The organism is Variovorax sp. LjRoot130 (assembly GCF_964253755.1).
Classification (GTDB): Bacteria; Pseudomonadota; Gammaproteobacteria; order Burkholderiales; family Burkholderiaceae_C; genus Variovorax.
On the sequence record NZ_CAXURM020000001.1, the window covers coordinates 3,152,904 to 3,177,922 of the forward strand.

A 25,019-nucleotide genomic window follows, 5' to 3' on the forward strand; every position below is an offset into this window, starting at 1 on the left:
CTCAGGCGGCGGTTTCCGCCCGCGCGAGCTTGGCAAGAAGCGTGTCGGCGAGCGCCACCGTCTTGTGCTCCATGTTCGCGACGTGATAGCAGCCCAGCGCGCGCCCCTCGTAGCTGAGGGCCGCAATCGGGAAGTGGTGACCCAGCGCGGTCGCCGCATCGTGCAGGCATTCCGCGATCGACCGCAGGCCCTGCCGGGCATAACGCTTGTCGGACTTGCCGATGCTCACGCTGTAGTTGAAATATCTCTCTCTGATTTTTTGAATGTCGACCTGCGGGTACATGTTCTTTTTGTCAGGCTCAAGGAGCGTGGCATTGTCCGCGGCCCTGCAAACAAATGCACGTCAATCGGAAGTGTTCAGTTTCGTATTCCGGTACGACATCACGCCGCGCGCCGCCGTCACGCCGCTGGCCATCGAGGCAGTGAGCAGGTAGCCGCCGGTCGGCGCTTCCCAGTCGAGCATCTCGCCCGCGAAGAACACGCCGGGGAGCGCGCTGCCCATCAGGTGGGCATCGAGCGCGTCGAAGCGCACGCCGCCCGCCGTGCTGATCGCTTCATCGATCGGTCTGGTCGCAAGCAGACGAAGCGGCACCGCCTTGATCGTCTCGGCCAGCTTCTCGGGCGAATGCATCTGCTCGCGCGTGAGCACTTCGTGGAGCACACCGGTCTTGATGCCCTCGAGACCGAGCCGGCTCTTCAGATGGCTGGCGAGCGAACGCGCTCCGCGCGGATGCAGCACGGCGGTGCGCACCTGCTCGGCACTGCGATCGGGCAGCAGGTCGAGCAGCAAGGTGGCGCTGCCCTGCGCTGCGATCTCGTCGCGCAGCAACGCGGAGGCCGCGTAAACCAGGCTGCCTTCGACGCCGGTGGCGGTCGCGACGAATTCGCCCTTGCGCGCAAAGCGACGGCCGCGGGCATCGGTGAAGGCGATCGCGACCGACTTGAACGGCATGCCGGCAAAGCGCTCGGCGAAATGCGCGGTCCAGACGGCATCGAAGCCGCAATTGGCCGGCGCGAGCGGCGTCACCGCCACGCCGCGCTCGCTGATCCACGGCACCCAGGCGCCGTCGGAGCCGAGTCGAGACCAGCTGGCACCACCGAGCGCCAGCACCACGGCTTCGGCCTGCACCTCGACCTCGCCGGCTGGCGTCGCGAAGCGCAGCGCGGTCGACGGCGACGCCGCGTCGGGCCAGCCCAGCCAGCGATGGCGCATGTGGAAACGCACGCCGGCCGCGCGCAGGCGATGCATCCACGCGCGCAGCAAGGGCGCGGCCTTCATGTCGGTGGGAAACACGCGCCCCGAGGTGCCGACGAAGGTTTCGATGCCAAGCCCGTGGACCCATTCGCGCAGCTGTTCGGGGCCGAAGCTGCGCAGCAGCGGCTCGATCTGCGCGCGGCGCTCGCCGAAGCGGCCGGCAAAACTGTCGAAGGGCTCGGAGTGCGTGAGGTTCAGGCCGCCGCGCCCCGCAAGCAGGAACTTGCGTCCGACCGAGGGCATGGCGTCGTAGAGATGCACTTCCACGCCCTGCGCGCTCAGCACTTCGGCCGCCATCAGCCCGGCCGGGCCGCCACCGACGACGGCGACCTTCTTTTCTTCTTGCGTCATTCGAGGGTCACCAGTTCGCCCTGCCCGGTGAGGAAGGCCGCACGCACGGTCTCGCCGGGATAGGCGCCCTGCACCGCTTCGCGGTAGCGCTGCAGCTGCGCGATCAGCGCAGCGTCGTGCTCCGGGCGGGCAGCGGATTTGTAATCGAGCACCCACCAGGTGCCGCTTTCGCGATGCTGCACCAGGCGATCAATGCGCAGCGTTTCCCCGCCGTGGATCAGCGTGATTTCGTTGCCATGCCAGTCGAGCGCCGCGGGGTCCCAGGCCCAGGCGCCCGCGCCCGAACGAATGCGTTGCGCCATCGTGGCCGCAGCACGCGCAGCGGCGGCGTCGAGTCCGAACTCGCGGCCCGCGGCGCGCACATGCGCCGACGGCAGCGGCGCGCCGGGCTGGGACCATTCGAGCAGGCGATGCATGGCCTGGCCGAACGCCGAGGCGCGCGTGTCGGCGGCCGGCACCATGGGCTCGATGGATGGCGTGCGCTCGGCCATTGCAGTTGGCAGCGCAGGCAGCTTCAGCATGCCGAAACTGGCGGGCGCGCGCGGAGCAGCGACGGGCACTGCGCCCGACACGTCGGCGATCGGCTCGCAACGTGACTCCAGGCGCGCCCACCAGCTCTGGGCATTCGGCCGCGCTGCCGTCACGGCCGACAGCGCGAGCTCGGTTCGCGCCCGCGTGGTCGCCACGTAGAGCGCGTTGATCTCCTCGCGGTGCCGGGCAGCCTGCTCTTCTGCAAGGTCGTCCACGCTGCAGGCCGGCGGATTCTTTTCGCTTGCGACGAACACGAAGCGCTCGGGCGCCGCGGCATGGCCCGGCCATTTCACGAGCACGCCCATGGTCTGCGCGCGCTGGCTGGCCGCGTCGGTGTCGAGCAGCAGCACGAGCTCGGCTTCAAGCCCCTTGGCGCCATGGACCGTGAGAAGCTGCACCGCATCGGCCGCAGCGATCGACGGTGCACGCAAACCGCCGGCGCGCAGCGCGCGCACCAGCGCATAGGGCGTCGCGAAGCGCGCGCCGTCGAGTTCGAGCGATGCAGCCACCAGGCCGCGCAGATTGCTCAGCACCCCGGCGCGCAATGCGGCCGGTGCAGCAGCCGCGAACCTGGCCAGCACGTCGGCATCGTGGTAGATCGCGCTCAGCGCATCGTGCGGCGGCAATGCGGCCAGCCACTGCTGCCATTGCCGCAGGCGCGGACCGATGCCGGCCAGCGGCTCGGGCAGGTCGGGCGCCTGAAGCAGCTCGAACCAGCTCGCGGGCCGGGCGCGCTGGCGCAGCGCCAGCTGCACCAAGGCGTCGTCGTCGATGCTCCACAGCGGCGATTTCAGCGCGCGTGCGAGCGAGAGGTCGTGGTCCGGAGAGACCAGCGCATCGAGCAGCGCCACCATGTCCTGCACCTCGGGCGCGTCGTTGAGCTCGTTCTTCTCGGGCTGCTGCACCGCGATGTGCAGCTTGCGCAGTTCGTCCTGCAGCACGGCCAGCCGGCTGCGGCGGCGCGCCAGCACCATGATGCTGCTGGGTGCGAGCCCGCCCGCGATGCGCTCGGCGATCCAGCGGGCCGCCTGCTGGCATTCCTTCTGCAGCAGCCGCTCTTCCGGCAGCACGCGCGGGGTGTCGAGGCTATCGCGCCACTGCAGCGCGCCATGCTCGTCGAGGCCGTTGCCCTCATCGGCGGAAGCCACCGCGTCCCGCGCGATCGGCGGCAGCTTGCGCACCACGCCGGACACGCGCGATTCGGTCGTGTGGTCGCGGAAGCCGCCGAACTCGCCGGCCTGCTGCGCGTCCGTCATCACCGCGTTGACCAGGCCGACCACAGCCTGCGCATTGCGGTGCGTGTGGTCGCAGTTGAGCAGGTCGCCGCCGAGGCCCTGCTGGACGAACTGCTTGGCCGCGATGAACACCTGCGGCTCGGCGCGGCGAAAACGGTAGATGCTCTGCTTCGGATCGCCGACGATGAACACGCCGGGACGCCGCCCGCCGGCCCCCGCATAGCTGCCGAGCCAGCCATGGAGCGCCTGCCACTGCAGCGGATTGGTGTCCTGGAATTCGTCGACGAGCAGATGACGCACGCGCGCATCGAGGCGCTCCTGCACCCAGCCCCAGAGTTCCGAGTTGCCGAGCAGCAGATGAGCGGCCTGCTCGACGTCGTTCATGTCGACCCAGCCGTGCGCGGCCTTGACCTCGGCAAAGCAGCGAATCAGAAGCCGCGTCAGCCGTGCCATGCGCTGCTGGTACAGCCAGGCGGCGTGCTGGGCCCGTGCGGCGCAGTACTGCAGCGCGCGCTCCTGCGCCGCACGCACCTCCGCCAGGCCCGCGAGCTTCTCGCTGAACTTGCGCGGTTCGCCCTTGTGGGTGAGCAGCGCGTCGAGCACGCCTGCGGCGCGGCCCTCGGTCAGCGCCTGTTCGAGCTCGACGCCCTTCTGCGAAAAGGTCGGCGCGCTCGCGCGGCCCAGCGCGCGGGCAGCCGCCATCAGTGTGCTGCGAGAGGCCGGGTCGTGAAGCAGAACCTCGTCGGGCGAATCGGTGCTCTCGAACGCCGGATACATCACGCCCATCGGCACCACGGCCTCGTCGACCGCGTGATGCGCGTCGGCCAATGCGAATTCGACGCGCCGCGTGAGCGCATCGTCGAGCGCCTTGGCGGTCTGCGAACGGCCGTGCGTCGCAACCAGCGCGCGGTAGTCGGCGGAGGCCTCGGCGTTCGCCGCCACGACCGAGAAGAAGGGGCGCCAAACGCGCGCGCGCGCCTCGGCATCGTCTTCGAGCAGCTGGTAGTTGGCCGGCAGCCGGAGTCGTTCGAGCACCGCCACCGGAGCGCTGCGCAACAGGCCGGCGAACCAGGCATGGAAGGTGCGGAACTGCACCGGCCGGCCGCTCGACAGCAGCTCGCGGTAGAGCCCCTGGAGCCGCGGTGCGCCGGCTTCGGCAGCCGCGCGGTCCATGCCGCGCATCACGAGCTCGGGCACGAGTTGTTCCAGCGGACGTTCGGCAAAGGCCTCCAACCATTGGTCCAGCCGCTCGCGCATCTCGCCGGCCGCCTTCTTCGTGAAGGTGATCGCGAGGATCTCGTGCGGCGCGCAGGCGCCCTCTCCTTCCTCTAGCAGGGCGCGCAGGATGCGCGATACCAGCATCCAGGTCTTGCCGGCGCCGGCGCACGCCTCTACCGCAACCGAGCGACGCGGGTCGCAGGCGATCGCGTAGAAACGTTCGCGCGCAACGGGGGCGCCGTTGTGTTCGTAGGCGGCAATGCTCATCCCGCCAGCTCCCAGAAATCCTTGCGGCACAGGCCGCGCGCCGTGCAATGTTCGCAGACCGTGCCTTCGCCGAGCGCGGGCAATGCGGCGCCGCGGCCGATGCGTGCGAGGTCGTCCATCACGCCGGTCACCAGCGCGTCGCGCGCGGCGATCACGTCGGTCTGCTCGACGGTGCGCGTGCCGGAGGCTTTTTCGCCGACGTTGACGTAGGCGGCACGCAGGCTGTCGTCGGGGAAGAGCGCGGCGTAGAAGGCGAGCTGGGTGTCTTCGATCGGGTCCTTGACGCGATCCCTTGTCTTGTCGACGGACTCGGTCTTGTAGTCGATCACGAAGGCCCGTCCATCGGGCGTGGCATCGACGCGGTCGAGGCGACCGACCAGTTTCACGCTGCCCAACGAAACCTCCTTCCACGGCTCGGCCTCGACGAACACGGCGCCTTCGCCGGCCTCGTGCCCGGCCAGCCAGGCCAGGTAGCCGTCGCGCACCGCAGGCCAGGCCGCGGCGAAAGGAAGGAACTCGGCCTCCGAGAGGCCGAATTCGCGCGTCGCCTCCTGCTCCGCGAGGGCCATCAGCGCGAGCCTGGCGGGCAGCTCGGCGGTCGGCGCTTCTTTCAAGGCCTCATGGAAATGGCCCAGCACTGCGTGCAACCAGTTGCCGAAATCGCGCTTGTCGACTTCCGCATCGAGTTCGTCGCTGCTGCGAAGGCCGAGCTGGCGCAGCGCAAAGAAACGGTAGGGGCAGCGGCGCAGATCCTCGTAAGCCGTCGACGACAGCGTGGCGGGCACGAGCGCATCGCCGTGCGGCTGCGGCCGCGGTGTCGGTCGCGCGGCCACTTGCACCGGCGTGCGCGGGTCATCGGCGTCGGCCGCCGACTGGTCGAGATGCAGCATCTGCACGAGCGCGCTGGGGCGCACGGGTTCGCCGCTGGCATCGAACTGCCGCCACAGCAGATCGCAGTACGGCGCACGCAATGCAATGGCCCACGCGGCGCGCTGGGCGGCCTCCAGCGCTTCGCGCGACGACAGCGCGAGCGCGAGGCGCTGCGCCGGATTCCAGTCGCCCGGCGGCTCGGGCGACGCGGGCAGGCGCTGGTCGTCGCAACCCGGCACCACGACGGCACCGAAGGCGCGGCCCAGCAACTGGTGCAACGGCAGGACCACAACCTGCGGCGAATCCGCGTCGGACGGCAGGCGCACGCTGGCGGCTTCGAGCACGTCGCGCACCCAGGCGGTGAACTCTGCCAGGGTGCAGCGCGCACCGCGAATCTCCCCTTCGTCGGCATCCAGATAGAGCGCCGCGATGACTTCGATGCCGACCACGTCGCCATGCAGCGCGGCCCACTGGCCGCCGGCTTCGAGCAGCGCGCGCGTGGAGGCGAGCCATTCGGCAAGCGGTCGGGTGCGGGCCAGCGCCGCGCGTTGGGCTTCGACGTCGTTGGTGAAAGGCAGCAGGCCCAGGTCCTGCGGCTTCTCGCTCGCCGCAACGACGGCGCACCAGCTGTGCCAATCACGCATGCCGCGATCGCGCAGACGCGCCTCCAGCGCCCGGACCGAACGGCCGTCGAGGACGCTGGCGCTCTTGAGCCAATCGAGCACCTGGTCGCTGGAGGCATCGTGGGCGCAGGCGCGCAGAGCGCTCATCAGGGTGGCAGCCGCGCGCGTGGTCGAGAGCTTCCAGCCGGTTTCATCGCGCGGCGCTACCCCCTGCGCGGCCAGCTGGGCGCTGATGCGGCGCGTGAGCGCACGGTCGGTGGCTACCAGCGCCACGGGCGCGCGGCCCTCGGCCAGGTGGCGCAGCACGCAGGCCGCGGCACGCTGGGCCTCGTCTTCGGGGTCGGCCGCGGGATGGAGAGCCGCGGTGCACGCGGGCGCGTCCAGCGTCGCCAGCGGAAAGTGCAGTACGCGCTCGCCGAACAGCGCCGCGAGCTTGTTCGTGAGCGGATCGCTTTGCAGGCCGTCGAGCACGATCAACTGGTCGACCTGGGCCAGCGCGCCGCCGCCCAGCAGCACGTCGGTCGCATAACCGGAGCTGGCAGCCCAGGCGAGCGCGATGCCGTTCAACGCGCTCTCGATGTCGAACCACTCCGAGCCCCTGCCGGCATCGATGGCGCCGCGCACGCGCTGGGCCCAGGCCGCGCGTTCGTCCGGATGTTCGGCCGCGGCCAGCGGCGCGAGCTGCAGCGCGATCTCGACCAGTCGGCCCGCCAGCGCGATGCGCGATGCCGCAAAGCCCGCGCGGGACAGCAGCGACTGCGCCGTGAGCAGGTCGCGCGCCATGTCGAAGGCGATGTCGTCCACGGCGGGCACGAAGCCCCCGGCGCTGCGCGCCCAGTTGCGCGTGGTCTCGAAGCGCGGTGCGAAGCCCGGCGTGCCGCACGCGGCCCACATGGCGCGCGCCACCTGCATCAATTGCGCGTAGGGCACCAGCACCACGGTGCGCGCGGCATGCAATCCGCGCTCGGCCAGCATGCGCGCGATCCGGCCGACGAGGCCATCGGCCGGGTCGCACCAAAGCACGTGCGCGGGGTGGCGCTCAGAGGACTGCATCGGATGTTGGTGTAGGGCTTTGGCTATCGAGGCCATAGCGTCCGCGCCGACCACGCCGGCACTTGGTTTCTGTCACAATGACCCGCACTTTAGCTGCACCGAAACTTTCAGCGCAGAAGGACACACACATGGCCAGCGAACTCATCAAACACATCTCCGACTCTTCTTTCGAAGCCGACGTGCTCAAGTCCGGCAAGCCCGTGCTGGTGGACTACTGGGCCGAATGGTGCGGCCCCTGCAAGATGATCGCGCCCATCCTCGACGAGGTCTCCAACACCTACGAAGGCAAGCTGCAGATCGCCAAGATGAACGTGGACGAGAACCGCGACATCCCCGCCAAGTTCGGCATCCGCGGCATCCCCACGCTGATGCTGTTCAAGGACGGCCAGCTGGCCGCGACCAAGGTCGGCGCGATGAGCAAGGCTCAGCTCACCGCCTTCATCGACCAGCAGCTCGCCTGAGCGTTGATTCCCGGCTGCCTGCGCGCAATGCGCCGGCAGCCTCGTTTTTCCTGTCATAATCCTCGCAGATCACCGGCCCTTCCAGGCACCCGGTTCGAGTTCCCCGGTTTGTGAGGCATCTCTCGCCTCTCCTCAAACCTCCCCCCTGGTTCTTTCCGACAAGATTTCCCCGCACGGGGTCATTCCATGCACTTAAACGAACTCAAGGCACTCCACGTGTCCGAAGTCCTCAAGCAGGCCGAAGCGCTTGAGATCGAAAACGTCGGCCGCATGCGCAAGCAGGAGCTGATGTTCGCGATCATCAAGAAGCGCGCGAAGGCCGGCGAACAGGTTTTCGCCGACGGCGTGCTCGAGATCCTGCCCGACGGCTTCGGCTTTCTGCGCAGCCCCGACACCAGCTTCACCGCAAGCACCGACGACATCTACATCTCGCCGAGCCAGGTGCGCCGCTTCAACCTGCACACCGGCGACATGATCGAAGGCGAGGTGCGCACGCCCAAGGACGGCGAACGCTACTTCGCGCTGACCAAGCTCGACAAGGTCAACGACGGCCTGCCCGAGCAGAACAAGCACAAGGTGATGTTCGAGAACCTCACGCCGCTGTTCCCCAAGGAACTGATGCGGCTCGAGCGCGACGGCTTCAAGGGCGAAGAGAACATCACCGGCCGCATCATCGACATCATTGCGCCGATCGGCAAAGGCCAGCGCGCGCTGCTGGTGGCGCCGCCCAAGAGCGGCAAGACGGTCATGATGCAGCACATCGCGCATGCGATCAGTGCCAACTATCCCGAGGTCCACATGATGGTGCTGCTCGTCGACGAGCGGCCCGAGGAAGTGACCGAGATGCAGCGCACCGTGAAGGGCGAGGTCATCGCCTCGACCTTCGACGAGCCCGCTGCGCGCCATGTGCACGTGGCCGAGATGGTGATCGAGCGCGCCAAGCGCCTGGTCGAACTCAAGAAGGACGTGGTGATCCTGCTCGACTCGATCACCCGCCTCGCCCGCGCCTACAACAACGTCGTGCCCTCGTCGGGCAAGGTGCTGACCGGCGGCGTGGACTCCAACGCGCTGCAGCGTCCCAAGCGCTTCCTCGGCGCCGCGCGCAACGTGGAGGAAGGCGGCTCGCTCACCATCATCGGCACCGCGCTGATCGATACCGGCAGCCGCATGGACGAAGTGATCTTCGAAGAGTTCAAGGGCACCGGCAACTCCGAAATCCACCTGGACCGCCGCCTCTACGAGAAGCGCGTGTTTCCCTCGATCCAGCTCAACCGCAGCGGCACCCGCCGCGAAGAACTGCTGCTGCCGCCCGAAATCCTGCAGAAGACCCGCATCCTGCGCCAGCTCATGTACAACATGGACGAGATCGAGGCGATGGAGCTCATGCTGAAGAACATGAAGGCGACGAAAACGAATGTCGAGTTCTTCGACATGATGCGTCGCGGCGGCTGATCCCCTTCAGCCCACCGCCAGGGCCCGTCCTTCGGCGGCGCTCTGGCGGCCCAGGTCGAGCAGTTCCATGAGCTCGACCGCCTGCTCCGGCGGCACCGGGTTCGGGCCCTGACCCAGAATCGCGTCGCGCACCGCGGCGTAGTAGGCGACATAGTTTCCAGGCAGCGCCGGTACCTTGCGCGTCATGGCATGGCCGTCATCGGCCGGCACGGTGAGCTCGCCGACGAGCGCATCTGCGCCCCACCCTTCGCCGCCCGGACGTCCGCCGATTCGCAATGCATCCTCCTGCGGATCTACCCCCCGTTTGACATAGCTAGCGCGCGTACCGTGCACGATGTAGCGCGGCGCCGCATGGGCCGCCAGCGTGGTCGCGTGCAGCACGACGCGCAAGGGCGCGGGCGCGCCGCTCTCGTAGCGCAGCACCGCATGGAAATAGTCCTCGACCAGCGCCCCGTCGCGCAGCGCCGCGGTGTCGAGTTGCAGCGTGTCGGGCCGGCCGAAGAGCCGAACCGCTTGATCGACCAGGTGAGAACCGAGATCCACCCACAGGCCCGCCCCCGGCACCGGCTGTTCGCGCCAGCGCTCGCGCACCTGAGGCCGGAAGCGGTCGAAGTGCGACTCGAAGTAGACCGGCCGGCCCAGCTCGCCGCTCGCAAGCAGCCCCTGCAGCGTCAGGAAGTCCGAATCGAAGCGGCGGTTCTGGTAGACGGACAGCAAGCGGCCCTTGCGCTGCGCCAGTTCTGCCAGCTCGCGGGCCTGGGCCGCATCGAGCGTGAAGGGCTTGTCGACCACCACATGCTTGCCCGCGGCAAGCGCCGCCCTGGCCAGCGGGTGGTGCTGCGCATTGGGCGCGGCGATCACCACCAGGTCGATGTCGGCGCGGCCCAGCAAGGCCGCCACGTCGGGCACCACGTCGACGCCGGGCCAGTCGGCATGGACCTTGTGCGGCTGGGAACTGGCCACCGCGCCCAGCTGGAGGCCCGGAACGGCCGACAGAACCGGTGCATGAAAGGTCTGGCCGGCGAAGCCAAAGCCGACGAGGCCGGCGCGCAAGGGGCGGGAATTCATGGGGGAAAGGGGTCTGGCACTATGGACGCCCAGTATGCGATAATTGCGGGCTTAGCGAAAAGTGCAGCCCGGCGCCGTGCCGGGGGAGTTTCCGAGCTCTTAACGGAACTTCACGTGGCTCTCGCATCGACCAAAGGAAAGATCATGAAAGAAGGCATTCACCCGAACTACCGCGAAATTCTGTTCGTCGACCTGTCGAACGGCTTCGAGTTCGTGACCCGTTCGTGCGCGAACACCAAGGAAATGGGCAAGACCAAGGACGGTCGCGAATTGCCTCTCTTCAAGCTCGACACCTCGAGCGAATCGCACCCCTTCTACACCGGCACGCAGAAGTCGGTCGACAACATGGGCGGCCGCGTCGAGAAGTTCCGCAACCGCTTCGGCAAGACCACCGGCGCCGCCTCCAAGTAAGGCAGGCACTTCCAGGTCGAGGGCAGCCCGGTTTACCGCGCTGCCCTTTTTCTTTCCTTCCAACCACTTCACCCTCCGTTGAACCAGCCGACGCCAGCGATCGTTGCACAGAGCGCCGTGCGCCGCCTGCCGCGCCTTGCGCTGCTGCTGCTGTGCGCGGCCTACCTGATGCCCGGCCTGCTGGGTCGCGGACCCTGGAAGAGCGCCGACATCGCCGCCTTTGGCTACATGGCCGAACTTGCGCGCAGCACCGAGGGCCTGGCGCGCTGGTTCGACCCGATGCTGCTCGGGATGCGGCCCGAGACGCCCGCCCTGATCCCCTACTGGATCGGCGCCTGGGCGATCAAGATCGCACCGTCATGGGTGCATCCCGACCTTGCAGTGCGCATCGCCTTCGCCCTCCTGCTCTGGGGCACTTTCACGGCGACCTGGTATGCGGTCTACTACCTCGCCCGCACGACGCAGGCGCAGCCGGTGGCCTTTGCCTTCGGCGGCGAGGCGCGTCCCACCGACTACGCGCGCGCCATCGCGGACGGTGCGCTGCTGGCGCTGATCGCCTGCCTCGGGCTCGCCCAGCTGGGGCATGAAACCACGCCTGCGCTGGCCCAGCTTTTCTTCACCTCGCACCTGTTCTATGGCGTCGCAGCGCTGCCCTACCGCCGTGTCGGCCCCCTGATCGCGCTGGTGATCGGCAGCGTCGGCATGACCCTGGGCGGCGGGCCGACCGTCGGGCTGGCGCTGGGCATCGGCTGCGTGGTCTTGCTCGCCGCCGAACGCCGGCGTGGCCCGGAGACCACGCCGGACGACGAGCCCACGTATTCCACCGGCGCGATCGCGTCGATCTTTGGCGCCACGGTGTTGGCCGGGCTGCTGGCCGCCTGGCTGGGCCTTCTGCAATGGAAGATCGAACTGCCAGGGAGTCAGCCCGGAACCAGCGTCTTCGGCGAGCTGCGCAGCCAGGCCAAGCTGCTGCTGTGGTTCACCTGGCCGGCCTGGCCGCTCGCGCTGTGGACGCTGTGGCGCTGGCGCCGGCAGCTTACGGCTCGCCATGTCGCGCTGCCCTTGTGGTTTGCGCTGGTGCCGCTGGCCGCGACCTGGACCACCAGTTTTTCCGAGCGCTCGCTGCTGCTGGCCTTGCCCGCCTTCGCGACGCTGGCGGCCTTTGCACTGCCGACCTTCAGGCGCAGCGTCGCGGCGCTGATCGACTGGTTCACGCTGCTTTTCTTCAGCGGCTCGGCGATCATCATCTGGGTGATCTGGGTCGCGATGCAGACCGGCGTGCCCTCCAAGACGGCAGCCAACGTGGCGAAACTGGCGCCCGGCTTCGTGCCCGAGTTCTCGGCGGTCGCCTTCGTGCTCGCGCTGGCCGCGACGCTGGCATGGGCCTGGCTCGTGCGCTGGCGTACCGGCCGGCATCGGGCGGCACTCTGGAAGACGCTGGTACTGCCGGGCGGCGGCGCGGCGCTGTGCTGGATGCTGCTGATGACGCTGTGGCTGCCGGTGCTCGACTACGCGCGCAGCTATGTGCCCCAGGTGCGCGCCATTTCGGAACGGGTCGGCCAGCCGGTATGCATCTCCGAGATCGCGCTGAGCCGGCCCCACATCGCGGCGCTGCGCCATCACGGCCAGTTCAACCTGCAGCCGCTGACCGGGTCCCAGACCTGCCCCTGGCTGCTGGCGAGCCCGGAGGCGATCGGGCGCCTGCACAAGATCGTGAACCTCGAAGGCTGGCGCTTCATCGGCACGCTGCGCCGCCCGACCAGCGCGAGCGACGACCTGCTGCTCTACCAAAGAATCAATCCTTGACGAGCGAACGGCGGGTGATCGCACGGCACGCCGCAACCGTGCTGGTCGGCCAGCTGGCGGTGATGGCTTTCGGCGTCACCGACACCATCGTCGCCGGCCGCTATGCCGAAGGCGCGCTGGCGGCGCTCTCGGTGGGCTCGGCGATCTTCATCAGCGTCTTCGTCTCGCTGATCGGCATGCTGCAGGCCCTGCTTCCGGTGTGGGCCGAGCTGCATGGCGCGCAGCGCACGGCGGAGGTCGGCCGCTCGGTGCGGCAGTCGCTCTACCTGTGCGGCCTCGCGATCGTGCTCGGCATGGCGGTGCTGCTGTACCCGACACCGCTGCTGCGCTGGGCCGAGGTGCCGCTGGCCATGCGCGCCGACGTCGAAGCCTACCTGTGCGTACTCGCCTTCGCCCTGCCCCCGGCACTGCTGTTTCGCCTGTTCAGCACGCTGAACCAGAGCCTGGGCAAGCCCCAGCTCGTGACTTGGCTGCAGCTGGGCTCGCTGTGCCTGAAGCTGCCGCTGTCGATCTGGTTCACCTTCGGCGGCGCCGGCTGGCCTGCGATGGGCCTGGTGGGCTGCGGCTGGGCCACGCTGGTGGTGAACTGGGCGATGCTCGCCTGCGCGATCTGGCTGCTGCGCAGCCAGCCCCTTTACCGCGAGTACCGCTTCTGGCGGCGCATCGAGGCGCCCGACTGGCGCCAGATCGGCCAGTTCGCCCGGCTCGGCATCCCGGCTGGGCTGGCGGTGCTGGTCGAGGTGACCTCCTTCACGCTGATGGCGCTGTTCATCGCGCGCCTGGGCACGGCCGCATCGGCGGCCCACCAGATTGCGTCGAATCTCACGGCTGTCGCCTACATGGTGCCCCTGTCGCTCGCCATCGCCACCAGCGCACGCGTGAGCTTTTGGCTCGGCGCCGGCGACGCCGCGCTGGCGCGCCGCGCATGCGTCAAAGGCTTCGAGCTGACAGTTGTCTGCGCGCTGCTGTTCGCAATGGCCATGGCAACGCTGCGATGGCAATTGTCCGAGGTCTATTCCGGCAATCCCGCCGTGGTGGCGCTCGGCGCCACGCTGTTGCTGGCGACGGCGGCCTACCATTTCGTGGATGCGCTGCAGACGCTGTGCGTCTTCGTGCTGCGCTGTTACCGGGTCACGGTGATGCCGCTGGTCCTCTACTGCGCGCTGCTCTGGGGCGTGGGGCTCGGCGGCAGTTATCTGCTGGCCTATCGCGGCATCGGGCCCTGGCCGGCCATGCAGTCGCCGCTGGCGTTCTGGTTCATGAGCGCGCTGGCCCTGGCGCTCACCGCGGCGCTGTTTCTCGCGCTGCTCGGATCGACGCTCAGGCGACGGCGCTGAGCGCGGCCGCCTGCCGCAGGCGCGTGACCGGGAACACGAGCGCGAAGCGCGAGCCCTTGCCCACCGCGCTCTCGATGCGCAGCTCGGCACCATGGCGCTGCGCGACGTGCTTCACGATCGCCAGGCCGAGCCCGGTGCCGCCGGTTTCGCGCGAGCGGCTGCGATCGATGCGGTAGAAGCGCTCGGTCAGCCGCGGAATGTGCTCGGCCGCGATCCCCGGCCCGCTGTCGCGCACCGCGTATTCGCCCCGGCCGTCGGGCAAGAGGCGCCAGCTCACCGCCACCTCGCCGCCGCCGGGCGTGTAACGGATGGCATTGCTCAGCAGGTTCGACATCGCACTCTGCAGCTCGGTCGGGGCGCCGGCGATCTCGGAATCGACCTCCACCGAGAAGGACAGGCGATGGCCCTGCGATGCCAGCCGGCTCGACAGGCCCCGGCCCTCGTCCTCGCACTGCGCCATCAGCGCCCGCACGCGGGTCCAGCGGGTGGCCGGCGGCGCCGCGCTGCCTTCGAGGCGCGACAGGGTCAGCAGGTCGTTGACCAGCGTCTCCATGCGGTGCGACTGCTGGCCCATGAGCGCCAGATAGCGGGCGCGCTCCTCGGCGTCGAGCGGCAGGTTCTGCAAGGTCTCGACGAAGCCGGCGAGCACGGTGAGCGGCGTGCGGATCTCGTGCGAGACGTTGGCGACGAAATCGCGCCGCATGGCCTCAGCCTGCTCCAGCGAGGTGATGTCGCGCGTGAGCAGCATGCGGCGATTGCCGGCATAGGGATGGACCTGCACCGACAGTCGGACCGGATGGCCGCGATGCATTCCGACTTGCGACGGCGCGTCGATCACCACGTCGCGGCTGTAGTTCCAGGAGGCGAGATAGGCCACGAACGCCGGATCGCGCACCAGGTTCGCGAGGTGCTGCAGCAGGTCGCGATCGGCGTCGATGCCGAACTGCCCGGCGGCCGTCTGGTTGCACCATTCGATGCGCCCCTGTTCGTCGAGCAGCACCACGCCGTTAGGAGAAGCCTGGATCGCGGCCAGAAACTCCTGCAGACGGTCTTCGGCCTGCCGGGCCTGCTGCTCCCGCGTGCGCAGCAGCTTGCGGATGCGTTCGGCCAGCTCGCCCCAGACGCCGGGGCCGCGCGACGGCAGGCCCGTCGCATCGTTGCGCAGCACATCCAACAGCTGCTGCGCGCGCCAGGCGTCGAGTACGAGCCACAGCACCGCCCCGAGCCATGCGCCCAACCACAAAAAGCGCCAGCCGAAAGGCACCGCGGCAGCAGTGCCCCCGATCAAGGAGGCCATCAGAAAAGTTGCGATACGAAACGGCATTCCGGCCCATTATCCCGCCGGGCCCTGGCCCAGCGCGCCCTCAGACCGTCGCTTGGGCCGTCAGGCGATAGCCCGCGCCGCGCACGGTCTCGACCATCGGCGCGGCCGGGCCGAGCGATTCGCGCAGGCGCTTCACGTGCACGTCGACCGTCCGCTCTTCGATGTAGACATGATCGCCCCACACCTTGTCCAGCAGCTGCGCGCGGCTGTGCACGCGCTCGGCATGCTGCATCAGGTAGCCGAGCAGCTTGAATTCGGTCGGGCCCACCTTCAGCAGCGTGCCCTGCCATGTCACGCGGTGCGTCGCGGTGTCGAGCACGAGTTCGCCGATCTCGACGCGCTCGGTGACGGCCTCGGGCGCACGGCGGCGCAGCACGGCACGAATGCGGGCCAGCATCTCCTGCGTCGAGAAGGGCTTGGTGATGTAGTCGTCGGCGCCGGCGTCGAGCCCGGCCACCTTGTCGGGCTCGTCGCCGCGCGCGGTCAGCATGAGGATCGGCATCGACTTGGTGCGCGGGTCCTTGCGCCACTGGCGCGCCAGCTGCAGGCCGCTCTGGCCCGGCAGCATCCAGTCGAGCAGCACCAGGTCAGGCAGGAAGGCATCGAGCTCGCGCTGCGCTGCCGCGCCATCCTCCGCCCAGATCGGCTCGAAGCCGTTGTGGCGCAGGTTGACGGCGATCAGCTCGGCGATCGAGGACTCGTCTTCGACAATCAGGACGCGGGGTTTCTTCATTGATTGAAGTGCAGGCCTATTGAAGAGCCGATTCGATTTCCTGCATCGAAGTGTGCCGCACGTCGGCGCCCTTGACGATGTAGATGATGAACTCGGCGATGTTCTTCGCGTGATCGCCGATGCGCTCGATCGCCTTGGCCAGGAACAGCAGGTCGAGGCTCGCCGAGATGGTGCGCGGGTCTTCCATCATGTAGGTGACCAGCTTGCGCACGAAGCCGTCGAACTCCTTGTCGATCAGGTCGTCGTCCTTCAGGATCGACAGCGCCGCGGCCGTGTCCAGGCGCGCGAAGGCGTCGAGCGCCTTGCGCAGCAGGCCCGAGGCCAGATCGGCTGCGATGCGCAGCTCGGTGGAAGGCAGGGCGCGCGCCGAACCGCTTTCGATGATCGACTTGACCATGCGCGCGATCTTGTTGGCCTCGTCGCCCACGCGCTCCAGGTTGGCGGTGGTCTTCGAGATCGCGATCAAGAGGCGCAGATCGCGCGCCGTCGGCTGGCGCCGCGCGATGATCGAGGACAGCTCGCGGTCGATCTCGATTTCCATCGCGTTGACGCGGTGCTCGGTTTCCATCACGCGGTCGGCCGCCTCGGAATCGAACTGCGACAGCGAATAGACCGCCTGATGGATCTGGGACTCGACCATGCCGCCGAGCTCCATCACGCGCGAGGAGACGGCGTTGAGTTCGCTGTCGAACTGGCTGGAGAGATGTTTTTCCGTCATGGTGCTTCCTTTAACCGTAACGTTTAACCGAAACGGCCGGTGATGTAGTCCTCGGTTTCCTTGCGCTTCGGCTTGAAGAACAGCTCTTCCGTCGCGCCGAATTCGATCAGGTCGCCGAGGTACATGTAGGCGGTGTAGTCGCTGCAGCGTGCCGCCTGCTGCATGTTGTGGGTCACGATAACGACGGTGTACTCGCTTTTCAGCTCGGCGATCAACTCCTCGATTTTCGCCGTGGAGATCGGATCGAGCGCCGAGCACGGCTCGTCGAGCAGCAGCACCTCGGGTTTGATCGCGATGCCGCGCGCAATGCACAGGCGCTGCTGCTGGCCGCCGGAGAGGCCCGAGCCGCTTTGCTGCAGCTTGTCGCGCACCTCGGTCCAGAGCGCTGCCTTCTTGAGCGCCCATTCGACGCGGTCGTCCATCTCGGAGGCGCTCAGGTTCTCGAACAGCTTCACGCCGAAGGCGATGTTGTCGTAGATCGACATCGGGAACGGCGTCGGCTTCTGGAACACCATGCCGACCTTGGCGCGGATCAGCGCCACGTCCTGCTTGGAGGTCAGCAGGTTCTCCCCGTCCAGCGCGATGACACCCTCGGCGCGCTGCTCCGGATAGAGCTCGAACATGCGATTGAAGGTGCGCAGCAAGGTCGACTTGCCGCAGCCCGACGGCCCGATGAAGGCCGTCACCTTGTTCTCGGGAATCTCGAGGTTGATGCTCTTGAGCGCATGGAACTTGCCGTAATAGAAGTTCAGATCCTTGACCGAGATCTTGGCGCGCGACGGCTGTGCAGCGATGGTGGTTGGCATGATGTTCAGAGTTTGTTGCGCGTCAGGATCCGCGCGAGGATATTGAGGCCGAGCACTGCAACGGTGATCAGGAACACGCCGGCCCAGGCCAGTTGCTGCCAGTTCTCGTACGGGCTCATCGCGAACTTGAAGATGGTCACCGGCAGGCTGGCCATCGGCTGCGTCACGTCCGAGGTCCAGAACTGGTTGCTGAGCGCGGTGAACAGGAGCGGCGCGGTTTCGCCCGCGATGCGCGCCACCGCCAGCAGGACGCCCGTGACCACCCCGGCGCGTGCGGCGCGCAGCGTGATGCTCAGGATGACCTTCCATTTCGGCGTGCCCAGCGCATAGGCCGCTTCGCGCAGGCCGGCCGGGATCAGCTGCAGCATGTTCTCGGTGGTGCGGATCACGACCGGGATCACGATCAGCGCCAGCGACAGCGCGCCGGCCAGGCCCGAGAAGGACTTGAAGCGCGCCACCACCACCGCATAGACGAACAGGCCGATCACGATCGACGGCGCCGACAGCAAGATGTCGTTGACGAAGCGGACTACGTTCGAGAGCCAGCTCTTGGGGTTGTACTCGGCCAGGTGGATGCCGGCCATGATGCCGATCGGCGTGCCCACGAAGGTGGCGAGGGCCACCATCACGAGCGAGCCGAAGATCGCGTTGGCAATGCCGCCCGATTCATTCGGCGGCGGCGTCATTTCGGTGAAGGTGGCCAGCGCCAGGCCGCCCACGCCCAGGCGCAGCGTTTCCCAGAGGATCCAGATCAGCCAGAACACGCCGAAGGCCATCGCGGCGAGTGACAGCGTGAGCGCGATGAAGTTGACGCGCTTGCGGCTGGCGAACTTCGCCGCCCGCGTTTCGTCGAGCGCCTTGGCGCTCAGCAGGCGTTCGGCGGTGCTCATGACTTGGTTCCTTCGCTCTTCTTCATCTGCTGCAGCAGGATCTTGGACAGCGACAGCACCACGAAGGTGATGAAGAACAGCACCAGGCCCAGGTACATCAGAGAAGCCTGGTGCAGGCCCTCGCCGGCTTCGGCGAATTCGTTGGCCAGCACCGAGGTGATGCTGTTGGCGGCTTCGAAGACCGAGAGCGAGTTGAGCTGGTTCGTATTGCCGATCACGAAGGTAACGGCCATCGTTTCGCCCAGCGCCCGGCCGAGGCCGAGCATGATGCCGCCGATGACGCCGGCCTTGGTGTAGGGCAGCACCACCTTGGAGACCACCTCCCAGGTCGTGGAGCCGAGGCCATAGGCCGACTCCTTGAGCAGCGGCGGCGTCACTTCGAACACATCGCGCATCACCGAGGCGATGAACGGGATGATCATGATCGCGAGGATGATGCCGGCCGACAGGATACCGATGCCCACAGGCGGGCCGGACACCAGCGCGCCGAGGTAAGGAACCCCGTCGAACAGTTTCTGCAGCGGCTGCTGCACGAAGGTCGACAGGATCGGCCCGAACACCAGCAAGCCCCACATGCCGTAGACGATCGAGGGCACGGCTGCCAGCAGCTCGATGGCTGTGCCGAGCGGCCGCTTCAGCCAGGCCGGCGACATCTCGGTCAGGAAGAGCGCGATGCCGAAACTCACCGGCACCGCGATCACGAGCGCGATCAGCGAGGTGGCCAGCGTGCCGTAGATCATCACCAAGCCGCCGTACTCGTTCTGCACCGGGTCCCACACGCTGCTGGTGAGGAAACCCAAGCCGAACTTCGAGATGGCGGGCCAGGCGCCGGCCAGCAGCGACAGCAGGATGCCGATCAGCATCGCCAGGGTCAGCAGCGCGGCACCCTTGGCGGCCCAGCCGAACAGGCGGTCGGTGGCGGCGCCGGTACGCGGCCTCTTGGCCGGCGGCGGGCTCGAGGTCGCACGGTCACGCTCGGCCGGAAGCTCGAGCGAGGTGGAAGCAGCGGGAAAAGTGGATGACACAGGTCGCTCCGAAAGCGGCGCGTGCTCGAGCGGAGTGCTCATACGCGCCGGTCCGCTTTACTTGAAGGCGACGGGCTTGCCCGACGCGTCCTTGATCTCGCCCCAGGCGGTCGCGATCACGCCCTTCACCTTGTCAGGCATCGGAACGTAGTCGAGGTCGCCGGCAGTCTTGTCGCCGTTCTTGTAGGCCCAGTCGAAGAACTTGAGCGTGGTCGTGGCCTGCGCCGGCTTATCCTGCGACTTGTGCATCAGGATGAAGGTCGCGCCGGTGATCGGCCAAGCGTCCTTGCCGGGCTGGTTGGTCAGCACCTGGTAGAAGGTCTTGGACCAGTCGGCGCCGGCAGCGGCGGCCTTGAAGGCGTCATCGTCCGGCGAAACAAAGCTGCCGGAGGCATTCTGCATCTGGGCGTACGTCATCTTGTTCTGCTTGACGTAGGCGTACTCGACGTAGCCGATCGAGTTGGGCAGCTTGCTGACGAACTGCGCAACGCCCTCGTTGCCCTTGCCGCCCGCGCCGATGGGCCAGTTGACGGCTGTGCCGTCGCCGACCTTGGCCTTCCAGTCGGGGTTGGCCTTGCTCAGGTAGTTGGTGAACAAGAAGGTGGTGCCCGAGCCGTCGGCGCGGCGCACCGGTGCGATGGCCGCATCAGGCAGCGCCAGCGAGCCGTTCAGCGCCTTGATGGCGGGATCGTTCCACTTGGTGATCTTGCCGAGGTAGATGTCGCCGAGAACCTGGCCGTTGAGCTTGAGCTCGCCGGGCTTGATGCCCTGGATGTTGACCACCGGAATCACGCCACCGATCACGGTGGGGAACTGCACCAGGCCCTTGGCCTTCAGGTCGTCGTCGGTCAGCGGCATGTCGGAAGCGCCGAAATCGACCGTCTTGGCATCGATCTGCTTGATGCCGGCGCCGGAACCGACCGACTGGTAGTTGATCTTGGCGCCGGTGGCCTTGTTGAAATCCGAGGCCCACTTCGAATACAGCGGGGCCGGGAAGCTTGCGCCGGCGCCGGTGGCTTCTTGTGCAAAAGCGGGAGCATGGGCCAGGGCCGCGGCGACGAGGCCGGCGGCAGCAAACTTGAACGTCATCTTCATGAAGCTTCCTTTTGGATGTGCAGAGGACCCCTTCCAGGGGGCTTGGCAGGGACTCTAGGAAGCTTGTGTGACACCGGTGTGACACCCTTTTCCAGAGGGAAATCGCCCATCGCAGGGGCCTGCGCTCTGTGACGCTGTCACACAATCGTCATGCGCCACGCCTAGCCTTGAGCGCTCGTTGCGGCACCCTCTTGGCGCGGGCAGCGCCGGCCGAAACGCTACGATCGGGGCCCGCCATCTCCTCCTCAACATGCAAAACGGAACCCGCCTCGCTGCGGTCGATCTCGGGTCGAACAGCTTCAGGCTCGAGATCGGCCAGGTCGACCACGGCCAGATCCACCGCGCCGAGTACCTGAAGGAAACCGTTCGCCAAGGCAACGGCCTCGACAGCGCCCGCAACCTCACGCCGGAGGCGATGCAGCGCGGCTGGGACGCGCTGGCCCGCTTCGGCGAGCGGCTGGCGGGCTTCAAGCGCTCGCAAGTTCGCGCGGTGGCCACCCAGACCCTGCGCGAAGCCCGCAACCGCGAAGAATTCCTGCTGCGGGCGCGCACCATTCTGGGCTTCGGCATCGATGTCATCACGGGCCGCGAAGAGGCCCGCCTGATCTATCAGGGCGTGGCGCACCTGGTGCCCCACACCGACGCCTCGAACCGGGAGCGCCGCCTGGTGGTGGACATCGGCGGGCGCTCCACCGAGATGATCATCGGCCAAGGCCTGAAGGCCGAGGTGATGGAGTCGTACCGGGTCGGCAGCGTCGCATGGTCGATGAAGCATTTCCCCGAAGGCCAGTTCACGACCGCAGCCTTCAAGGCGGCCGAGATCGCCGCCAAGGCGGTGCTGGACGACGCGCTCGCCACCTACGTGCCGGACCGCTGGGACGTGGCCTACGGCGCCTCGGGCACCATCGGCGCGGTGGGCGATGTGCTCGCGGCCGCCGGCGGCGAGCCGGGGCTGATCACGCGCGACGGGCTCGATTGGCTGGTCGACCGGTTGCTCAAGGCCGGCAACGCCGATCGCCTGCGCATCGAAGGCATGCGGGAGGACCGCAAGGCCGTGATCGGCGGCGGCGTCAGCGTGCTGCGCGCCGTGTTCGACCTGCTCGAGATCGAGGAAATGAAGGTGGCCCAGGGCGCCCTGCGCCATGGCGTGCTCTACGAGCTGCTCGAGCGCGACGAGAGCGTCGCCGATCTGCGCGCCAGCACCGTGGCGCGCCTGGCCAACCGGTTCGCGGTCGATGCCGCGCAGGTCCGGCGCGTCAGCGAGACCGCCGCTGCGCTGTTCCTGCAGCTCGAGCCGGCCGCGCGCGGCGGCAGCACCACCAGCCGCGCCGGACGAGCACTGCGCAAGATCGGCTGGGCCGCCCAGCTGCACGAGATCGGCGCCCAGATTTCGCACAGCGAGTACCACAAGCACGGCGCCTACATCCTGGACAACGCCGACGCGCCGGGCTTCGCGGTGAACGAGATGCACTGGTTGAGCCAGTTGGTGCTCGGTCATCGCGGCAAGCTGCGCAAGATCGAGGCCTCTCTGAACGACGAGACCTTCGTCGCGCAACTGCTGGCGCTGCGCCTGGCCGTGATCCTGTGCCATGCGCGACGCGATCCGGATCTGGAGGGGCTGCGCCTGGGGCGAGCGGACAGCCAGCTTTTCGCCATCGCGTGCCGTGCGGGCTGGTCCGAGACCTACCCCCAATCCGCGCACCTGCTGCGCGAGGAAGTGCTGGCCTGGCAGAAGGCCGCCTGGCGGCTCGAGCTGAAGGGCTGCTGACGCCTAGAGCAGTTCGGGCGACTGCACCGTGACCACCACGGTCTGCACGTCGCCGTCGCGCTCGCGGGTGCGGATCCACCAGACGGCACCCTTGCGCACCGGGCAGCTGTCCTGCTTGAGGCCAAGCAGCAGCGAGATGGCTTCGCCGAGCGAGGGCTGGTGCCCGATCAGCAGCACCACCGACTTGCCGTTGGGCCATCCGGCCGCGGCCAGCAGTGCATCCGCCGTGGTGTCGGGCGCGAGTTCGCTGCGCAGCTTGTACTTGCGGCCCAGTGCGAGCGCGGTCTGCTCGCTGCGGCGTGCCGGGCTGCAGACGATGCGTGTGCCCTCGGGTAGTTGCCGATCGAGCCAGGCCGCCATGCGCTTGGCCTGTTTCTCGCCGCGCTGGGTCAGCGAGCGCTGCAGGTCGTCGCAGCCCTCGGTCCAGTCCTCGGCCTCGGCATGGCGCCAGAAAATCAGATCCATGGCTTGTTGCGTCATTCCCGAGAGGCAGCGCGGCTGCGACCTCGCGATGCGTAGCGGACCATCAGCGCGGTCTGCGCGCCATGGGCCTCGACGGTGCGAACGACGGCGCCATCCGCGCCCGGCTGCAGATCGACGCGGCGATAGGCGCCGTCGGCGCCGAGATCCCAGGCATCCCGCCCGTCGTGCAGGTAAGCCACCAGGCATTCGTCGATGAGCCGCTGGCGCAGCGCCGGATCGGTCACCGGCCAGGCCAGCTCGATGCGGCGCAGCATGTTGCGGTTCATCCAGTCGGCGCTCGACAGGTACAGGGATTCGTCCTCGCCCCGGCGGAAATAGAAGACGCGCGAATGCTCGAGGAAGCGTCCGATCACCGAGCGCACGCGGATGTTGTCGGTCAAGCCCGGCACGCGCGCCGGCAAGGTGCAGGCGCCGCGCACGATCAGGTCGATCTTCACGCCCTTTTGGCCGGCGTTCACCAGCGCGGCGATCAGGGCCTCGTCGGTCAGCGCGTTCATCTTGGCAACGATGCGTGCAGGCTCGCCGGCGGCCGCCGCGGCAGCGAGCGCATCGACCCGGGCGATCATGTTGCGGTGCAGGTCGAAGGGTGCCATCCACATGCGATGGAGCTTGGGCAGCCGGCTCTGGCTGGCCATGTGCACGAACACCGCCTCCATGTCGGCGGTCAGCAAGGGGTCGGCGGTCAGGTGGCTGATGTCGGTGTAGAGCTTGGCCGTGCGCGGGTTGTAGTTGCCGGTCGACAGATGGCCGTAGCGGCGCATCTGCTTGCCCTCGCGGCGCGTCACCAGCAGCATCTTGGCGTGCGTCTTCAGGCCGACCACCCCGTAGACGACCTGGGCGCCGATCGATTCGAGCATCTCGGCCCAGTTGATGTTGGCCTCCTCGTCGAAACGCGCCTTGAGCTCCACCACCACCGTGACCTCCTTGCCGCGGCGAACCGCCTCGCGCAGCAGGTCCATGAGCTCGGAATCGGTGCCGGTGCGGTAGATGGTCTGCTTGATGGCGAGCACCTGCGGGTCCTGCACCGCTTCGCGCAGGAAGGCCAGCACGCCGTCGAAACTCTCGAAAGGCTGGTGGATCAGGGCATCGCCCTGCTGCAGCCGCTCGAAGAAGGACTGCCCCGGCGTCAGCATCACCGGGTAGGACGCCTGGTAAGGCGGAAAGCGCAGCTGCGGCTCGTCCAGCAGGTCGATCAGCTGCGTCAGCCGGGCCAGGTTGACCGGGCCGCGCACGCGGTACAGCGCCTGCGGCGGCAGGTTGAACTGGGCCAGCAGAAAGCTCGCCAGCGACTCGGCGCAACTGGCCGAGACCTCGAGCCGGACGGCCTGCCCGTAATGGCGATGCTGCAGGCCCTGGCGCAGCGCCGTGCGCAGGTTCTTGACGTCTTCCTCGTCCACCGCCAGGTCGGAGTGCCGCGTCACGCGGAACTGCGAGAACTCGCCCACCTCGCGCCCCGGAAACATGCTGGACAGGTGGGCCCGCACGATGCTCGACAGCGCGACGAACAGCGTCTTGCCGCCCGACACCTTGGCCGGCATGCGGATCAGGCGCGGCAGCACGCGCGGGACCTTGACGATGGCGATCGGGTTCTCGCGGCCGAAGGCGTCCTTGCCGGAGAGGCGAACGATGAAGTTGAGCGACTTGTTCGCGACCTGGGGAAAGGGATGCGCCGGATCCAGCCCCACCGGAATCAAGAGCGGCTGGACCTCGCGCTCATAGTAGTCGTGCACCCATTTGCGCTGCGCCGGGTTGCGCTCGCCATGCGAGATGATGTGGATGTCCTGGGCCGCGAAGGTGGGTATCAGCTCGTCGTTGTAGAGCGCGTACTGCCGCCCCACCAGCGCATGCGCCACCTCGGCCAGGCGCTCGAAGGACTCCATGGTGTAGTTGCCCTTGTGGTCGCCCGCGGCATTGGCGATCAGGTGCGGCGCCGTCCGGACCTCGAAGAATTCGTCGAGGTTGGACGACACGATGCACAGGTAGCGCAGGCGCTCGATCAGCGGCACCTCGGGGCGGTAGGCCCAGTCGAGCACCCGCTCGTTGAAGGCCAGGATGCTGTGGTCGCGATCGAGCAGCGCCAACGACGGCTCAGCGGCGGCAGGCACGCTGTCGGAAAGGACTGGCGACAAGGAAAATGATTCTGGAGAAACCGGCACGGGAGTGTATGCAGACGGAATCATGACAGTGTCAACCGCCGTTGTGACAGTTGCATGACAACTGTATGACGACATTCCCGTGC

General features: G+C 67.9%; 20 protein-coding genes. 6 read left to right on the top strand and 14 right to left on the bottom strand.

What is annotated here, in order from left to right; all coding sequences use genetic code 11:
- Nucleotide 1 precedes the first annotated feature (1 nt).
- Genes ACSQ86_RS15685 through ACSQ86_RS15700 form a run of 4 tightly spaced genes read right to left on the bottom strand, consistent with a single transcriptional unit; the run spans nucleotide 2 to nucleotide 7,403 of the window.
- Complete coding sequence (locus tag ACSQ86_RS15685; RefSeq protein WP_436290204.1) at nucleotides 2-283, bottom strand: hypothetical protein; 282 nt, start codon at nucleotides 281-283, stop codon at nucleotides 2-4.
- A 60-nt stretch (nucleotides 284-343) separates the two neighbouring features.
- Nucleotides 344-1,606: a TIGR03862 family flavoprotein gene (locus tag ACSQ86_RS15690; RefSeq protein ID WP_436309097.1), complete on the bottom strand. Its 1,263-nt coding sequence runs from the start codon at nucleotides 1,604-1,606 to the stop codon at nucleotides 344-346.
- Nucleotides 1,603-4,857 (bottom strand): UvrD-helicase domain-containing protein, encoded by a 3,255-nt coding sequence (locus ACSQ86_RS15695; protein ID WP_436309098.1) that lies wholly within the window; start codon nucleotides 4,855-4,857, stop codon nucleotides 1,603-1,605. Before ACSQ86_RS15695 ends, ACSQ86_RS15690 begins: the two co-directional genes overlap by 4 nt.
- Complete coding sequence (locus ACSQ86_RS15700) at nucleotides 4,854-7,403, bottom strand: PD-(D/E)XK nuclease family protein (RefSeq protein WP_436309099.1); 2,550 nt, start codon at nucleotides 7,401-7,403, stop codon at nucleotides 4,854-4,856. Before ACSQ86_RS15700 ends, ACSQ86_RS15695 begins: the two co-directional genes overlap by 4 nt.
- A gap of 128 nt (nucleotides 7,404-7,531) precedes the next feature.
- Here ACSQ86_RS15700 and trxA point away from each other — a divergent pair, with 128 nt between their 5' ends.
- Together trxA and rho are read left to right on the top strand one after the other, a co-directional pair.
- Nucleotides 7,532-7,864 (top strand): thioredoxin TrxA, encoded by a 333-nt coding sequence (gene trxA, locus ACSQ86_RS15705; protein ID WP_093108875.1) that lies wholly within the window; start codon nucleotides 7,532-7,534, stop codon nucleotides 7,862-7,864.
- 186 nt (nucleotides 7,865-8,050) lie between these two features.
- Nucleotides 8,051-9,316: a transcription termination factor Rho gene (rho, locus tag ACSQ86_RS15710; protein ID WP_093108876.1), complete on the top strand. Its 1,266-nt coding sequence runs from the start codon at nucleotides 8,051-8,053 to the stop codon at nucleotides 9,314-9,316.
- Between the two features lie 6 nt (nucleotides 9,317-9,322).
- Here rho and ACSQ86_RS15715 read toward each other — a convergent pair whose 3' ends face one another.
- Nucleotides 9,323-10,384, bottom strand: a complete 1,062-nt coding sequence (locus ACSQ86_RS15715; RefSeq protein ID WP_436290199.1) for an oxidoreductase — start codon at nucleotides 10,382-10,384, stop codon at nucleotides 9,323-9,325.
- Between the two features lie 144 nt (nucleotides 10,385-10,528).
- Between ACSQ86_RS15715 and ACSQ86_RS15720 the strand changes: the two genes are divergently transcribed.
- The 3 genes from ACSQ86_RS15720 (at nucleotide 10,529) to ACSQ86_RS15730 (ending at nucleotide 13,938) form a co-directional block, all read left to right on the top strand.
- Nucleotides 10,529-10,795 (top strand): type B 50S ribosomal protein L31, encoded by a 267-nt coding sequence (locus ACSQ86_RS15720; protein ID WP_436290198.1) that lies wholly within the window; start codon nucleotides 10,529-10,531, stop codon nucleotides 10,793-10,795.
- Nucleotides 10,796-10,873: 78 nt separating this feature from the next.
- Entirely contained in the window at nucleotides 10,874-12,601 is a 1,728-nt protein-coding gene (locus ACSQ86_RS15725) for a hypothetical protein (protein ID WP_436309100.1), read from the top strand.
- Nucleotides 12,598-13,938: an MATE family efflux transporter gene (locus tag ACSQ86_RS15730; protein ID WP_436304242.1), complete on the top strand. Its 1,341-nt coding sequence runs from the start codon at nucleotides 12,598-12,600 to the stop codon at nucleotides 13,936-13,938. Before ACSQ86_RS15725 ends, ACSQ86_RS15730 begins: the two co-directional genes overlap by 4 nt.
- Here ACSQ86_RS15730 and phoR read toward each other — a convergent pair.
- The 7 genes from phoR to pstS are packed head-to-tail and all read right to left on the bottom strand — an operon-like array spanning nucleotide 13,922 to nucleotide 20,529.
- Entirely contained in the window at nucleotides 13,922-15,262 is a 1,341-nt protein-coding gene (gene phoR / locus ACSQ86_RS15735; protein ID WP_436304243.1) for a phosphate regulon sensor histidine kinase PhoR, read from the bottom strand. The two genes, ACSQ86_RS15730 and phoR, sit on opposite strands and share 17 nt — an antisense overlap.
- 40 nt (nucleotides 15,263-15,302) lie before the next feature.
- Nucleotides 15,303-15,995, bottom strand: a complete 693-nt coding sequence (phoB, locus tag ACSQ86_RS15740; RefSeq protein ID WP_214702839.1) for a phosphate regulon transcriptional regulator PhoB — start codon at nucleotides 15,993-15,995, stop codon at nucleotides 15,303-15,305.
- 16 nt (nucleotides 15,996-16,011) lie between these two features.
- On the bottom strand, nucleotides 16,012-16,713 hold the full coding sequence (gene phoU, locus ACSQ86_RS15745; RefSeq protein WP_093108883.1) for a phosphate signaling complex protein PhoU: 702 nt from the start codon (nucleotides 16,711-16,713) through the stop codon (nucleotides 16,012-16,014).
- 23 nt (nucleotides 16,714-16,736) lie between these two features.
- The gene (gene pstB / locus ACSQ86_RS15750; RefSeq protein ID WP_093108884.1) at nucleotides 16,737-17,519 is read right to left on the bottom strand and encodes a phosphate ABC transporter ATP-binding protein PstB; all 783 of its coding nucleotides are present in this window, start codon (nucleotides 17,517-17,519) and stop codon (nucleotides 16,737-16,739) included.
- Nucleotides 17,520-17,524: 5 nt separating this feature from the next.
- Nucleotides 17,525-18,409 (bottom strand): phosphate ABC transporter permease PstA, encoded by an 885-nt coding sequence (pstA, locus tag ACSQ86_RS15755; protein WP_093108885.1) that lies wholly within the window; start codon nucleotides 18,407-18,409, stop codon nucleotides 17,525-17,527.
- Nucleotides 18,406-19,476: a phosphate ABC transporter permease subunit PstC gene (gene pstC / locus ACSQ86_RS15760; protein ID WP_093108886.1), complete on the bottom strand. Its 1,071-nt coding sequence runs from the start codon at nucleotides 19,474-19,476 to the stop codon at nucleotides 18,406-18,408. Before pstC ends, pstA begins: the two co-directional genes overlap by 4 nt.
- A 15-nt stretch (nucleotides 19,477-19,491) precedes the next feature.
- The gene (gene pstS, locus ACSQ86_RS15765; protein WP_436290194.1) at nucleotides 19,492-20,529 is read right to left on the bottom strand and encodes a phosphate ABC transporter substrate-binding protein PstS; all 1,038 of its coding nucleotides are present in this window, start codon (nucleotides 20,527-20,529) and stop codon (nucleotides 19,492-19,494) included.
- A gap of 250 nt (nucleotides 20,530-20,779) precedes the next feature.
- Between pstS and ACSQ86_RS15770 the strand changes: the two genes are divergently transcribed.
- The gene (locus ACSQ86_RS15770; RefSeq protein ID WP_436309101.1) at nucleotides 20,780-22,297 is read left to right on the top strand and encodes a Ppx/GppA phosphatase family protein; all 1,518 of its coding nucleotides are present in this window, start codon (nucleotides 20,780-20,782) and stop codon (nucleotides 22,295-22,297) included.
- A 3-nt stretch (nucleotides 22,298-22,300) separates the two neighbouring features.
- Here the strand turns inward: ACSQ86_RS15770 and ACSQ86_RS15775 are convergent, their stop codons facing one another.
- The gene (locus ACSQ86_RS15775; RefSeq protein ID WP_436304245.1) at nucleotides 22,301-22,762 is read right to left on the bottom strand and encodes a SixA phosphatase family protein; all 462 of its coding nucleotides are present in this window, start codon (nucleotides 22,760-22,762) and stop codon (nucleotides 22,301-22,303) included.
- Between the two features lie 11 nt (nucleotides 22,763-22,773).
- Nucleotides 22,774-25,011: a polyphosphate kinase 1 gene (gene ppk1, locus ACSQ86_RS15780; RefSeq protein WP_436309102.1), complete on the bottom strand. Its 2,238-nt coding sequence runs from the start codon at nucleotides 25,009-25,011 to the stop codon at nucleotides 22,774-22,776.
- Nucleotides 25,012-25,019 lie beyond the last annotated feature (8 nt).

Coding starts and splice junctions, on each gene's coding strand:
- ACSQ86_RS15685 (WP_436290204.1), bottom strand. CDS start 283: ATGTACCCGCAGGTCGACATTCAAAAAATCAGAGAGAGATATTTCAAC.
- ACSQ86_RS15690 (WP_436309097.1), bottom strand. CDS start 1,606: ATGACGCAAGAAGAAAAGAAGGTCGCCGTCGTCGGTGGCGGCCCGGCC.
- ACSQ86_RS15695 (WP_436309098.1), bottom strand. CDS start 4,857: ATGAGCATTGCCGCCTACGAACACAACGGCGCCCCCGTTGCGCGCGAA.
- ACSQ86_RS15700 (WP_436309099.1), bottom strand. CDS start 7,403: ATGCAGTCCTCTGAGCGCCACCCCGCGCACGTGCTTTGGTGCGACCCG.
- trxA (WP_093108875.1), top strand. CDS start 7,532: ATGGCCAGCGAACTCATCAAACACATCTCCGACTCTTCTTTCGAAGCC.
- rho (WP_093108876.1), top strand. CDS start 8,051: ATGCACTTAAACGAACTCAAGGCACTCCACGTGTCCGAAGTCCTCAAG.
- ACSQ86_RS15715 (WP_436290199.1), bottom strand. CDS start 10,384: ATGAATTCCCGCCCCTTGCGCGCCGGCCTCGTCGGCTTTGGCTTCGCC.
- ACSQ86_RS15720 (WP_436290198.1), top strand. CDS start 10,529: ATGAAAGAAGGCATTCACCCGAACTACCGCGAAATTCTGTTCGTCGAC.
- phoR (WP_436304243.1), bottom strand. CDS start 15,262: ATGCCGTTTCGTATCGCAACTTTTCTGATGGCCTCCTTGATCGGGGGC.
- phoB (WP_214702839.1), bottom strand. CDS start 15,995: ATGAAGAAACCCCGCGTCCTGATTGTCGAAGACGAGTCCTCGATCGCC.
- phoU (WP_093108883.1), bottom strand. CDS start 16,713: ATGACGGAAAAACATCTCTCCAGCCAGTTCGACAGCGAACTCAACGCC.
- pstB (WP_093108884.1), bottom strand. CDS start 17,519: ATGCCAACCACCATCGCTGCACAGCCGTCGCGCGCCAAGATCTCGGTC.
- pstA (WP_093108885.1), bottom strand. CDS start 18,409: ATGAGCACCGCCGAACGCCTGCTGAGCGCCAAGGCGCTCGACGAAACG.
- pstC (WP_093108886.1), bottom strand. CDS start 19,476: ATGAGCACTCCGCTCGAGCACGCGCCGCTTTCGGAGCGACCTGTGTCA.
- pstS (WP_436290194.1), bottom strand. CDS start 20,529: ATGAAGATGACGTTCAAGTTTGCTGCCGCCGGCCTCGTCGCCGCGGCC.
- ACSQ86_RS15770 (WP_436309101.1), top strand. CDS start 20,780: ATGCAAAACGGAACCCGCCTCGCTGCGGTCGATCTCGGGTCGAACAGC.
- ACSQ86_RS15775 (WP_436304245.1), bottom strand. CDS start 22,762: ATGGATCTGATTTTCTGGCGCCATGCCGAGGCCGAGGACTGGACCGAG.
- ppk1 (WP_436309102.1), bottom strand. CDS start 25,011: ATGTCGTCATACAGTTGTCATGCAACTGTCACAACGGCGGTTGACACT.